The following is a 12174-nucleotide window of genomic DNA, read 5'->3' on the forward strand; positions in this document are numbered from 1 at the left end:
GGGCGGCGGGGGTCACTCGACGGTCGCGGGCCCCTCGGCCTGGCTCCGCCCGCGTGCCTCCAGCGCTTCGCGCCGCTCCCGCTCCTCGCGCTCCTCGACCTCGGCGAGCGGCGGGTGGAGCTGCATCGGGCCGTACGGGTCCTCGTCGCTGGGGCGGGGCGCCTCGGGCCCGTCCGGGCCGATCCGCATCAGCCGCTCGACCCGGATGACGCGGAACCGGCGGCCGAGCACGGTGAGTTCGTCGCTCGGCGGGCCGGCGCGGTACTCCTCGGCGGCCTGGGCGTAGGTGTCGGCGTCGGCGGCGGAGACCCCTTGCTCCAGCTTGGGGAGGAACTCGGCCAGGTAGTTGTACAGGGTGGAGCGGGCGTCCTGCGGGGTGGGCTGGAGGCCGGCCATGGGCTCCCAGGACTTCTTCTTGCGCTCGGCGAAGGTGAAGGTGGCGGGCAGCAGCACCACTCCGGGGTGGCTGTCGAGCGCCTGCCGCGAGTCGGCCCTGACGTGCACCGGGATGCGCTCGGCCGAGTAGTGCAGGGAGCGGAGCTCCATGCGCTGGATGCTCTCCATGATCCCGGTGGGCGCCCCGTGGTCGATCAGCGTGCCGGTGGTGCGGCACGCGTCTCCCCGGCGCCGCTTCCGGTCCCCGATGTCCCAGCCCAGGTCGTCGGGGTCGGTGGGCCGCGGCCCCTCGAGTCCGTCGGGGCCGATCCTGGCGAACTCGTCGCCGCGCACCACGCGGTAGCGGACGTCGCCGACCAGCAGTTCGTCCACCGGCTCGGTCTCCAGCCGCGCGACGGCGGCGAGCAGCTGGTCGCGGAGCGGATCGCCGGGCCTGGTGCTCTCCTTGGCCTGGAACCAGAGGTGGGAGTTGAGGCCGTCCCTGGAGTGCTGCGGGAAGCCGTCGCTGACGTCGCTCAGCAGCCGCCACGCGTCGCCGTCCGCGGGCCGCTGCTCCGCGAACCCGAACACCGGCCCGCGGATGACGACATGGGGATACCGCTCGGCGGACCTGATGGTGTCCTGCTCCGTCACCTCGGAGACGGGGTCGTCCCGGTGGATGACGCGGAAGGTCAGATGCGACGGTGGGCTCTTCCGGTGATCCTTCATGTGCTCACCGTGACATCATCAGCGGACCGGATGCAGCCGATTACACAAAGTCCCCTCTTTGGAGGGGCTAGCTTGCCCCATGTTCACGCGCCGGCTCACGACCTTCACAGCCGTCAGCGGTCAGCCGTCAGCGGTCCAGGAGGAGGAGGGCGGCCAGCAGCACGAGGACGACGGCGCAGCCGCGGTTGACCCGGCGGAGGGCGAGCGAGCTCCGCACCAGCCGCGATCCGAGGGTGCCGCCGAAGAGGCCGACGGTGGCGTCGGTGGCGAATCCCATCACCACGAAGACGAGGCCGAGCACCAGCAGTTGGAGGGGTACGTAGCCGACGCTCGACGAGGTGAACTGCGGCAGGAAGGCGACGTAGAAGACGACGATCTTGGGGTTGGCGATATTGACCAGCGCCGCTTTCATGGAGATCTTCGCCGGACTCCATCCCATCCGCCGGTCCTCGATGACGAGCTTCGACTCGTCCCGCCACAACTCCACCGCCAGATAGACGAGATAGGCGGCGCCGACATATCTGAACAGCTCCAGGATCACCGGATAACTGGCGATCGCGGCGGAGACGCCGACCACCGCGAGAACCGTGTGGAAGAGCATCCCGAGCGCGATACCGGCGGCCGCGGCGAGGCCGCCGACCTTCCCTTTCGCGACGCCGAACGAGATGACGTACATCATGTCGGGTCCTGGCGTCAGGCAGACGATGGTCGCCGCCACCAGAAACGACGACAGCAGTGCTGGTTCGAGAATCATTCTCGCGGTTTCTCGGATTCCTGTCGGGCGCGGTCGCGGGGAACGGCCAGTTCGGAGATGATCGACTCCAGCGCGCTCGGCTGACCGTCCGGCCCTCTGGTGACGAGCCCTCCGAAGGTGGCGTCGATCGCCGCGTACCGCGGGTCCTCCATCCGCACGCGATGTGCCTTCGCGAGGTTCCAGTAGGGAGTCCTCGGGTCCAGATGGTGGTCGAGATGGTAGTGGTCGGCGTAGGTGCCCGTCAGGAACCGCTCCAGGCCGCGGCTCTTCCGGTTCCGCGTCATCCGGATGTCCGTGTTGTGGAACCGCACCATGGGCGTGTGTTCGGAGAGCTCGATGTACCAGCCGATGAGCTGGAAGGTGGTCAGGTGGGGCACCAGCCAGAAGAGCACCAGCTCGACCAGCGTGCCGGTGGCCACGACCGTGGTCAGGACGGCGACCCAGAACCCGGCCAGCGCCGCGGCGTCCCACCGCAGGCGCCGCCGCCGGTGGTCGCTCGGCCCGCCGCCCGCCGGCTCCGGCCGGCGCTGGAGCAGGACGCGGTCGCGGAGCAGGACGCGGTCGCGGAGCAGGAACCGGAGGTGGGACACGAGGCGGGACCCGAGGGCGGGCAGGACGACCAGCCGCAGCCAGAGCTCCCTACGGGTGGCGGGCTCGTACACGCCCTGTTCGACGAGGTAGCGGAGGTCGGGGTCCCGCTCGGGGTCCCCCAGCCTCGGGTGGTGGGTGGCCACGTGGCTGCGCTTGTAGGCGTAGTGCCGCTGGAAGATCGGGTAGGCCGTCAGGAAGGTGCCGAGCGCGAGGTTGAGCTTCCGGTTTCCGGCCGCCATGCCGTGCGCGCTCTCGTGGAGCAGGTTCGAGAAGGCGCGCTGGCGCGAACCCACCACCAGGAGCGCCAGGGGGTAAAACCCGTAGGACAGCTCCACACAACCGGCGACCGACAGAACGATAAGCAGAATATCGCGCGTATAAGCCAGTGGGGCATGCCAGTTGTCGAGCCTGTTGAGCTGTTTGACGCGCTCCTCGATGTCACGGCTGAAGCGATGTGTGCGGAATTTCCGGCCGTCGAACGCGAATGTCGACGGCGCGGCGACACGCGCCAGATCCATGCCTCTGTTCCCCCCCGTACCCGGGACATGGTCTCCCCCCAAGTCCCTGAACTCCTCCGAGTTTTCCCGCCGGGGCGAGCGGCCGTCAAGGAACGGAAAGAAAGTGACTGTTTCTGGCTCGCACAACGTGACCGCGAGATCGATTGGCCACTGGTCGATTACTTCCCCTGCCCGATCGCCTCGGCCGGACCGCCGGCACCTCGGCTCAGTAACCGACGGTGAACCGCTCGTCGATGTGGTGCGGGTGCTCGATCTCGTCCAGGAGCGCGACGGCGTAGTCCTCCATGGAGATCCGGCTGTCGCCCGCCTCGTCCACCACGACCTCCTCGAGGCCGGTCCGGTAGTGGCCGGTGCGCTCCCCCGGCTCGATGGTGGCGGCGGGGCAGAGGCTGGTCCAGTGGACGTCCTTCTCGGTGGCCCGCAGGTAGTCGAGCGCGTCGCCGTGCGCGTGCATGATCTGCAGCGCCGGCTCCGGCAGCCCCGGGGTGTCCCAGAGCAGCGCCCCCTCGTGGGTCCGCAGCGAACCGGCTCCGCCGACCATGATCAGCCGCGGCGCGTCGGCGCCCAGCGCGTGCAGCCCGGCGACCAGGGACTCGGCGGACGGCTCGATCAACGCCCGGTGCCCGGCGGCGTCCCCGCCGCCGACGGCGCTGACCAGCACCTCCTGGCCGCGGGCCACGGAACTGACGTCGGCCGGGTCCAGCACGTCGCCGGCCGTCACGCTCAGGTTCTCGTGGTCCCTGGACACCTTCCCCGGGTCCCGCACCACCGCGGTGACGGTGTGCCCCCGCTCCAGGGCCTCGCCCACCACCCGCTGCCCGATTCCGCCGTTCGCTCCGAAGACCGCGATCCTGGCCATGCGTCCACACTCCCGCTGGGTTCGACTGGCCCCTCCACCGTCTCACCGCGCGCCCGTCCCGGCATCCGGAGACGTCGGGGGGCACACGGCGGGGTGCTGCTCGACCCACCGCGCCCCGCGCGGACCTGCTCCCGCGGGCCGCCGGCGGCCCGGGCGGCCCCGGGAGGGCCCGCCGCGAGGCAAGGGCGCCCGGGGCTCTGAGAGGGGAGCTCAGAGCCCCGGGCAGAGGTGCCGGGTGGGGGTGCCCGGCGGCTGAGACGGTTGGGGCAGCCGCCTCAGTGCGTGGTGGCGCGTTCCGCGCCGGCGCCCGTGAGGGCGCGGACCTGGAGCTTGGCGAACTTCTCCGGCTCGGTCTCCTTGGAGAGCAACGTGCCGATGATCGCGCACAGCAGGCCGACCGGGATGGACACCAGGCCCGGGTTCTCCAGAGGGAACCAGTGGAAGTCGACGCTCTCCGGGAAGAGCGACAGGTTGTTGCCGGCCGCGTCCACGCCCTTGCCCGAGACGACCGGCGAGAAGAACACCAGCCCCACCGAGCTGATCAGGCCGCCGTAGATGCCGGCCACCGCGCCCGTCGTGTTGAACCGCTTCCAGAACAGCGAGAGCAGGATCACCGGCAGGTTCGCCGACGCCGCGATGGCGAAGGCCAGCGCCACCAGGAAGGCGACGTTGAGGTTCTGCGCGAAGATCGCCAACACGATGGCCACCGCGCCGACGCCGATCGCCGCGAACCTGGCGACCCGCACCTCCTCCTTCTCGCTCGCCTTCCCGCGCCGCAGCACGCTGTTGTAGAAGTCGTGTGCCAGCGAGGAGGACGACGCGATCGTCAGGCCGGCCACCGTGGAGAGGATCGTGGCGAAGGCCACCGCCGCGATGAAGGCCAGCATCACCGCGCCCCAGAACTCGCCGCCGAAGTGCTCACCGACCGCCTGGGCCAGCTGTGGCGCCGCCGTGTTGCCGGCCGTGTTCTGCGCCCTGATGGCCTCGTTGCCGACCAGCGCCGCCGCCCCGAAGCCCAGCACCAGGGTCAGCAGGTAGAAGGTGCCGATGATGCCGATGGCCCAGTTGACGGACGTCCGCGCGGTCTTGGAGTCCGGCACCGTGTAGAAGCGGATCAGGATGTGCGGCAGGCCGGCCGTGCCCAGCACCAGCGCCAGGCCGAGGCTGATCAGGTCCAGCTTGTTGACCATGGTCTGCCAGGCGTCGCCGGCGACTTCGACGCCGTACCGCTGCCCCGGTTCGAGGAACGCCTGCCCGGCGCCGCCGTCCGCCGACGCGTCGTTCATCAGCGCGCCGAAGTCGAAGTCGTAGATGGCCAGCACCAGCGCCGTGACCAGCAGCGCGCCGCCCATCAGCATCACGGCCTTGACGATCTGCACCCAGGTGGTGCCGGTCATGCCGCCGAAGGACACGTAGACGACCATCAGGATGCCGACCACCACGATGCCCACGATCTTCGCGGCGTCGGCGCTCATCCCGAGGTAGGTCTCGCCCTCCTCGATGCCCAGCAGCAGCGCCACCAGCGCGCCCGCGCCCACCATCTGGGCCAGCAGGTAGAAGATCGAGACGGTCAGCGTGGAGACCGAGGCGGCCGTCCGCACCGGGCGTTGCCGCATCCGGTAGGAGACGACGTCCGCCATGGTGAACCGGCCGGAGTTGCGCAGCAGTTCGGCGACGAGCAGCAGGGCGACCAGCCAGGCGACCAGGAAGCCGATGGAGTAGAGGAAGCCGTCGTAGCCGAAGAGCGCGATCATGCCGGCGATGCCCAGGAAGGAGGCGGCCGACATGTAGTCGCCGCCGATCGCGAACCCGTTCTGGATGCCGGTGAAGCCACGGCCGCCGGAGTGGAAGTCGGTGGCGGACTTGGTCCGGCGGCTGGCCCGGACGGTGATCCCGATGGTCACGGCGATCAGCACCGTGAACAGGATCATGGTGATCAGCCGCTCCTGCGAGGTGGCGCCCTCCGACGCCGCGCCCAGAGTGATCACGCGTCCTCTCCCTTCCTGGCGCCCGGCACGCCGGGCCCCGCCTCCAGTTCCTCGCGCAGCTCGTCCGCGAGCGGGTCGAACCGCCGGTTCGCGTAACGGGAGTAGAGGATCGCGATGCCGAACGTGGTGACGAACTGCAGGAGTCCGAAGAAGAGGGCGACGTTGGCGCTGCCCACCACCTTGGTGCTCATCACGTCGCGCGCGTAGGCGGACATCAGCACGTACAGCACGTACCAGGCCAGGAAGCCGATACTCGCCGGGAGCACGAAGCGCACGAGACGGGACCGCAGTTCGAGGAAGCGCGGATCGTCGTGCATGGCGGCCGAACGGGCCTCCAGGTCACCGCCCGGCGGCGGATCGCTGGCTTCGGGGACGGAATGCGTCGTCGTCATCTCCGGCTCCAGGGTCGGGTGGTGCGCGGACCTCTCCGCGGACTTTCTCCGGGGAAATGTAAGGAGCGTCACACACCCTCGGCAGCCACCGGGCGGCGCCACTCGCCGAACGGTCGAAATCCGCGCCGAGTGGCGGACGACCGGCATCAGATCCCGAACACCCGACAGGACCCGCATCCGGGCACACGAAAGGGGCCTCGCCTCCGCCGGCTGCGGAGGAGCGAGGCCCCTTTCCGGGAACGTGCCCGAAGGTCAGCTCACTTGAGGATCTTGGTGACCTGGCCGGCGCCCACGGTCCGACCACCCTCACGGATGGCGAACTTCAGGCCCTCCTCCATGGCGATGGGCTGGATCAGCTCAACGCGCATGTCGGTGTTGTCGCCCGGCATGACCATCTCGGTGCCCTCGGGGAGGTGCACGACGCCGGTCACGTCCGTGGTACGGAAGTAGAACTGCGGGCGGTAGTTGTTGAAGAACGGCGTGTGACGGCCACCCTCGTCCTTGGACAGGATGTACGCGGTCGCCTCGAACTCGGTGTGCGGGGTGACCGAACCGGGCTTGATGATGACCTGGCCGCGCTCGACGTCCTCGCGCTTGACACCGCGGAGCAGCAGACCCACGTTCTCACCGGCGCGCCCCTCGTCGAGGAGCTTACGGAACATCTCGATGCCCGTGACGGTGGTGGTGGTCTTGTCCGTGTGGATGCCGATGATGTCGACGGTCTCGTTGACCTTGAGGACACCACGCTCGATACGACCGGTGACGACGGTGCCACGACCGGTGATCGTGAAGACGTCCTCGATCGGCATCAGGAACGGCTTGTCGATGTCGCGCTCCGGCTGCGGGATGGCGTCATCGACGGCCTGCATGAGCTCCAGAACGGTCTTGGACCACTCCGGGTCGCCCTCCAGGGCCTTGAGCGCGGAGACCTTGACGACCGGAACGTCGTCGCCCGGGAACTCGTACTCGGTCAGCAGCTCACGGACCTCGAGCTCGACGAGCTCCATGATCTCCTCGTCGTCCACCATGTCGGCCTTGTTCAGGGCGACAACGATGTACGGCACACCGACCTGGCGGGCCAGGAGCACGTGCTCCTTGGTCTGCGGCATCGGGCCGTCGGTGGCGGCGACCACGAGGATCGCGCCGTCCATCTGGGCGGCACCGGTGATCATGTTCTTGATGTAGTCCGCGTGGCCCGGGCAGTCAACGTGAGCGTAGTGACGGTTCTCCGTCTGGTACTCGACGTGCGCGATGGAGATCGTGATACCGCGCTGACGCTCCTCCGGAGCCTTGTCAATGTTCTCGAACGCGAAGCTCTCGTTCACGTCCGGGTACGCGTCGTGCAGCACCTTGGTAATCGCCGCGGTAAGGGTCGTCTTGCCGTGGTCGATGTGACCGATGGTGCCAATGTTGACGTGCGGCTTAGTCCGCTCGAACTTCGCCTTCGCCACTGGGGTCCTCCTGTGGACTGGTGCTGTACGCCCCCCGCGTCTTGCGGAGGGTTTTCAGAATGGTCGACCGAACCGGTCAGGACCCCGAGGGGACGCCCTTGACCGCTTCGCTTATGGGCTGGGCACCGGGGGCGGCAACGCGCCCCCGACGCCCCGTATCGCCCAAGCCTAGAGCTACTCGCCCTTGGACTTCGCGATGATCTCCTCGGCGACGTTCCGCGGAACCTCACCGTAGGAGTTGAACTCCATGCTGTAGCTGGCACGCCCCGAGGTCTTGGAGCGCAGGTCGCCGACGTAGCCGAACATCTCCGACAGCGGGACAAGGGCCTTGACGACCTTGTCCCCGTGCCGGTCCTCCATGGCCTGGATCTGGCCACGGCGGGAGTTGATGTCGCCGATGACATCGCCCATGTACAGCTCGGGCGTGTTGACCTCGACCGCCATCAGCGGTTCGAGGATCACCGGCTTGGCCTGTCGTGCGGCTTCCTTGAAGGCCATGGAGCCCGCGATCTTGAACGCCATCTCCGAGGAGTCGACGTCGTGGAACGCACCGTCGAGCAGGGTCACCTTGACACCTGTCAGCGGGTAGCCGGCGAGGACACCGAAGTCCATCGCCTCCTGGCAGCCGGCGTCCACCGAGGGGATGTACTCCTTGGGGATGCGGCCACCGGTGACCTTGTTCTCGAACAGGTAGCCACCGTCCTCCAGCGGCTCCAGGGCGATCTGCACCTTCGCGAACTGACCGGAACCACCGGTCTGCTTCTTGTGGGTGTAGTCGACCCGCTCGACGGCCCGGCGCACGGTCTCCCGGTAGGCGACCTGCGGCTTGCCGACGTTGGCCTCGACCTTGAACTCCCGCTTCATGCGGTCGACCAGGATGTCGAGGTGGAGCTCGCCCATGCCGGAGATGATGGTCTGCCCGGTCTCCTGGTCGGACTTGACCTGGAAGGACGGGTCCTCCTCGGCGAGGCGCTGGATCGCGATGCTGAGCTTCTCCTGGTCGCCCTTCGACTTGGGCTCGATGGCGACCTCGATGACCGGAGCCGGGAAGTCCATGGACTCCAGGATGACCGGGTTCGCCGGGTCGCACAGCGTCTCGCCCGTCGTGGTCTGCTTCAGACCCATGACGGCCACGATGTCGCCGGCGCCGACGCGCTCGATCTCCTCACGCTTGTTGGCGTGCATCCGGTAGATCTTGCCGATCCGCTCCTTCTTCTCCTTCACGGAGTTCTGCACCTGCGCGCCCGCGGTGAGCACGCCGGAGTAGATCCGGATGAAGGTGAGCTTGCCAAGGTGCGGGTCGCTCGCGATCTTGAAGGCCAGAGCGGCCAGCGGCTCCTCCTCGGAGGGCTTCCGCTTGATGACCTCGTCGGGGTTCCGGACGGCCTGGCCCTCGATGGCCTCGACGTCGAGCGGCGACGGCAGGTACCGCACCACGGCGTCGAGCAGCGGCTGCACGCCCTTGTTCTTGAACGCGGTGCCGCAGAAGACCGGGGTGACGGTGGACGCGTCGGTACCGGTGGAGGCGAGGGTCACCCGGCGGATCGCCGCGTAGAGCTGCTCCTCGGTGGGCTCGGTGCCCTCGAGGTACAGCTCCATGATCTCCTCGTCGTTCTCCGCGACGCCCTCGACCAGCTTGGCGCGCCACTCCTCGGCCTGGGCCTGGAGGTCCTCGGGGATGTCGACGGTGTCGTACATCTCACCGAGCTTGGTGTCCTCGGACCACACCAGGGCCTTCATCCGGACGAGGTCCACCACGCCCTTGAAGCCGGCCTCGGCCCCGATCGGCAGCTGCATGACGAGAGGCTGAGCGTTCAGCCGCTCGACGATCATGTCGACGCAGCGGAAGAAGTCGGCACCCGTGCGGTCGAGCTTGTTCACGAAGCAGATGCGCGGCACACCGTAACGGTTCGCCTGACGCCAGACCGTCTCGGACTGCGGCTCGACGCCCGCGACGCCGTCGAACACCGTCACGGCACCGTCGAGCACCCGGAGGGAACGCTCCACCTCGACGGTGAAGTCGACGTGGCCCGGGGTGTCGATGATGTTGATGGTGTTCTGGACGTCGTTCAGCGACCAGTGACAGGTGACAGCGGCGGACGTGATCGTGATGCCACGCTCACGCTCCTGCTCCATCCAGTCGGTGGTGGCGGCGCCGTCGTGAACCTCACCGATCTTGTAGCTCAGACCGGTGTAGTACAGGATCCGCTCGGTGGTCGTCGTCTTGCCCGCGTCGATGTGGGCCATGATCCCGATGTTGCGGACCTTGGCCAGGTCAAGTGAAGTGGTAGCCATCTGGCTTCAGTTCTCTCGGTCTCGATGGGGGTTGCGACTACCAGCGGTAGTGCGCGAAGGCCTTGTTGGACTCGGCCATCTTGTGGGTGTCCTCACGCTTCTTGACAGAGGCGCCAAGACCGTTGGACGCGTCGAGCAGCTCGTTCATCAGCCGCTCGGTCATCGTCTTCTCACGGCGAGCCCGGGAGTAGCCCACGAGCCAGCGGAGCGCGAGGGTGGAGGAGCGGCCGGGCTTGACCTCGACCGGCACCTGGTACGTGGCACCGCCGACGCGGCGGGACTTGACCTCGATGGTCGGCTTCACGTTCTCCAGGGCACGCTTCAGCGAGATGACCGGGTCGTTGCCCGTCTTCTCGCGCAGCCCCTCCATGGCGCCGTACACGATGCGCTCGGCGGTGGAGCGCTTGCCGTTCAGCAGCACCTTGTTGATCAGCGAGGTCACCAGAGGAGAGCCGTAGACCGGGTCGACGTGAACCGGACGCTTCGGCGCAGGGCCCTTACGAGGCATCTCTACTTCTCCTTCTTGGCGCCGTAGCGGCTGCGGGCCTGCTTGCGGTTCTTCACGCCCTGGGTGTCCAGGGAACCGCGGATGATCTTGTAACGAACACCCGGCAGGTCCTTCACACGGCCACCGCGCACCAGCACGATGGAGTGCTCCTGAAGGTTGTGGTTCTCACCCGGAATGTAGGCCGTGACCTCGATGCCGTTGCTCAGTCGCACACGGGCGACCTTGCGCAGCGCGGAGTTCGGCTTCTTCGGGGTGGTCGTGAACACACGCGTGCAGACGCCACGGCGCTGGGGGGAACCCTCGAGCGCGGGCGTCTTGTTCTTCTCGACCTTGTCCTGCCGGCCCTTGCGGACCAGCTGCTGGATCGTTGGCACCGTTTCTCCGGTTTCTCTGTGCCGATCACTATGAAGCTAACCTGGACACCCGCCGACCCACGCGGTCGGGCGTGTCGAAGACTGCAGGATTCCCGCTCGACGCGGATGCAGATCCCGGGTCTCCCGTGTGGCCGCTGAAAGCGCGCAGGAGGAACCCCAGGCACAAGGTCAGAGCGTACCTACCCCACGGGCTACGGTCAAAACGATCTCCTGGCCGCACAATGACCGTATGAACAGAGGTGGGGAAAGTGGAAGCGACGACACCGCGACGGCCGAGAAGACCGACGATACCGGCTCGGCGGACGAGCCGACACCGCCACGAAGACGCCGGCGCCGCTGGCTCTGGATATCCCTCGGCACCGTGACCGCCCTGCTGCTCCTCGCGGGGGCCGCCGCCGCCTGGGCCTACTGGCGCACCGACCAGGCCCTCAGCTCCATCGACCGCATCCCGGACGCGCTGCCGACCCTCCCCGAGGTCTCCCAGCCGCCGCGCGTCGAGGGCGACGCGCTGGTCTACCTGCTGGTCGGCGTCGACAACGCCGAGACCCCCGACAGCGGCCAGCCGTGGCAGCCGGGCGAGGCCCGCAGCGACACCATGATGCTGCTCCAGATAGCCGCCGACCGCCGCAGCGCCTGGCTGGTCTCGCTGCCCCGCGACACCTGGGTCGAGATCCCCGACCACGGCGAGGCCAAGCTCAACGCGGCCTACTCCTGGGGCGGACCGCCGCTGATGATCCAGACCATCCAGGACCTCACCGACATCCGGATCGACCACCTCGCCGTGATCGACTGGTCCGGCTTCCGCGCCCTGACCGACGCGGTCGGCGGCGTCATGATCGACGGCGAACGCCTCGACGGCCGCGCCGCCCTCGACTACGTCCGCGAACGCAAATCCCTCGCCGAAGGCGACCTCGACCGCACCAGGCGCCAGCAGAACTTCCTCCGCTCCCTGCTGAACGAGACCCTGAGCACCGGCACCCTCACCGACCCCGGCCGACTCAACGGCCTGCTCGACACGGTCGGCGACGTCATCAGCGTCGACGACCGACTCAGCAACGGCGACCTCCGCTCCCTGGCCTGGGACCTCCGCTCACTCCGCGGCTCCGACGTCCACTACATGAACGCCCCCGTCGCCGGCACGACGATGATCGACGGCCAGTCCGTCGTCCTCCTCGACGAGGAGGCGGCGGCCCCCCTCTGGGAGGCGATGCGGACGGACTCCATGCCGACCTTCACCACCTCCGACGAGGCCCCCGCCCAACTGGGCCCCGACGTCCGCTGACCGCGGGGCAGCGCGCCCGCTACCGGTGCGCGGGAACGCGAAAGGGGTGGGTGGGCGG

General features: G+C 68.4%; 11 protein-coding genes. 1 reads left to right on the top strand and 10 read right to left on the bottom strand.

Going from position 1 to position 12174, the window contains the following annotated elements:
• Positions 1–12: 12 nt before the first annotated feature.
• The 10 genes from E1283_RS02255 to rpsL form a co-directional block, all read right to left on the bottom strand.
• Entirely contained in the window at positions 13–1104 is a 1092-nt protein-coding gene (locus E1283_RS02255; protein WP_243744549.1) for a DUF5954 family protein, read from the bottom strand.
• A gap of 127 nt (positions 1105–1231) precedes the next feature.
• The gene (locus E1283_RS02260) at positions 1232–1858 is read right to left on the bottom strand and encodes a LysE family translocator (protein WP_132815999.1); all 627 of its coding nucleotides are present in this window, start codon (positions 1856–1858) and stop codon (positions 1232–1234) included.
• Positions 1855–2967: a fatty acid desaturase family protein gene (locus E1283_RS02265; RefSeq protein ID WP_132816001.1), complete on the bottom strand. Its 1113-nt coding sequence runs from the start codon at positions 2965–2967 to the stop codon at positions 1855–1857. Before E1283_RS02265 ends, E1283_RS02260 begins: the two co-directional genes overlap by 4 nt.
• Positions 2968–3172: 205 nt before the next feature.
• On the bottom strand, positions 3173–3826 hold the full coding sequence (locus E1283_RS02270; RefSeq protein WP_132816003.1) for an NAD(P)-dependent oxidoreductase: 654 nt from the start codon (positions 3824–3826) through the stop codon (positions 3173–3175).
• A gap of 275 nt (positions 3827–4101) precedes the next feature.
• Positions 4102–5757 carry a solute symporter family protein gene (locus tag E1283_RS02275; RefSeq protein WP_207930267.1) on the bottom strand — a complete coding sequence of 552 codons (1656 nt, stop codon included), beginning with the start codon at positions 5755–5757 and terminating at the stop codon, positions 4102–4104.
• 53 nt (positions 5758–5810) lie between these two features.
• Positions 5811–6206 (bottom strand): DUF485 domain-containing protein, encoded by a 396-nt coding sequence (locus E1283_RS02280; protein WP_132816006.1) that lies wholly within the window; start codon positions 6204–6206, stop codon positions 5811–5813.
• Positions 6207–6463: 257 nt separating this feature from the next.
• Positions 6464–7657 carry an elongation factor Tu gene (tuf, locus tag E1283_RS02285; RefSeq protein ID WP_132816008.1) on the bottom strand — a complete coding sequence of 398 codons (1194 nt, stop codon included), beginning with the start codon at positions 7655–7657 and terminating at the stop codon, positions 6464–6466.
• A 174-nt stretch (positions 7658–7831) separates the two neighbouring features.
• Positions 7832–9952, bottom strand: a complete 2121-nt coding sequence (fusA, locus tag E1283_RS02290) for an elongation factor G (RefSeq protein WP_132816010.1) — start codon at positions 9950–9952, stop codon at positions 7832–7834.
• Positions 9953–9989: 37 nt separating this feature from the next.
• Positions 9990–10460 carry a 30S ribosomal protein S7 gene (gene rpsG / locus E1283_RS02295; RefSeq protein WP_132816012.1) on the bottom strand — a complete coding sequence of 157 codons (471 nt, stop codon included), beginning with the start codon at positions 10458–10460 and terminating at the stop codon, positions 9990–9992.
• A gap of 2 nt (positions 10461–10462) precedes the next feature.
• A complete protein-coding gene (gene rpsL, locus E1283_RS02300; protein ID WP_049572471.1) occupies positions 10463–10834 on the bottom strand; it encodes a 30S ribosomal protein S12 in 372 nt (123 codons plus the stop codon).
• A 229-nt stretch (positions 10835–11063) separates the two neighbouring features.
• On the opposite strand from rpsL, the gene E1283_RS02305 reads away from it, so the two are divergent.
• The gene (locus E1283_RS02305; protein WP_132816014.1) at positions 11064–12116 is read left to right on the top strand and encodes an LCP family protein; all 1053 of its coding nucleotides are present in this window, start codon (positions 11064–11066) and stop codon (positions 12114–12116) included.
• Positions 12117–12174: the final 58 nt, after the last annotated feature.

It is taken from the genome of Streptomyces hainanensis, assembly GCF_004348415.1.
GTDB classification, from domain to species: Bacteria; Actinomycetota; Actinomycetes; order Streptomycetales; family Streptomycetaceae; genus Streptomyces; species Streptomyces hainanensis.

Excerpts from the sequence above, each read along its gene's own strand:
- E1283_RS02255 (WP_243744549.1), bottom strand. The coding sequence starts at position 1,104 with ATGAAGGATCACCGGAAGAGCCCACCGTCGCATCTGACCTTCCGCGTC.
- E1283_RS02260 (WP_132815999.1), bottom strand. The coding sequence starts at position 1,858 with ATGATTCTCGAACCAGCACTGCTGTCGTCGTTTCTGGTGGCGGCGACC.
- E1283_RS02265 (WP_132816001.1), bottom strand. The coding sequence starts at position 2,967 with ATGGATCTGGCGCGTGTCGCCGCGCCGTCGACATTCGCGTTCGACGGC.
- E1283_RS02270 (WP_132816003.1), bottom strand. The coding sequence starts at position 3,826 with ATGGCCAGGATCGCGGTCTTCGGAGCGAACGGCGGAATCGGGCAGCGG.
- E1283_RS02275 (WP_207930267.1), bottom strand. The coding sequence starts at position 5,757 with ATGATCCTGTTCACGGTGCTGATCGCCGTGACCATCGGGATCACCGTC.
- E1283_RS02280 (WP_132816006.1), bottom strand. The coding sequence starts at position 6,206 with ATGACGACGACGCATTCCGTCCCCGAAGCCAGCGATCCGCCGCCGGGC.
- fusA (WP_132816010.1), bottom strand. The coding sequence starts at position 9,952 with ATGGCTACCACTTCACTTGACCTGGCCAAGGTCCGCAACATCGGGATC.
- rpsG (WP_132816012.1), bottom strand. The coding sequence starts at position 10,460 with ATGCCTCGTAAGGGCCCTGCGCCGAAGCGTCCGGTTCACGTCGACCCG.
- E1283_RS02305 (WP_132816014.1), top strand. The coding sequence starts at position 11,064 with ATGAACAGAGGTGGGGAAAGTGGAAGCGACGACACCGCGACGGCCGAG.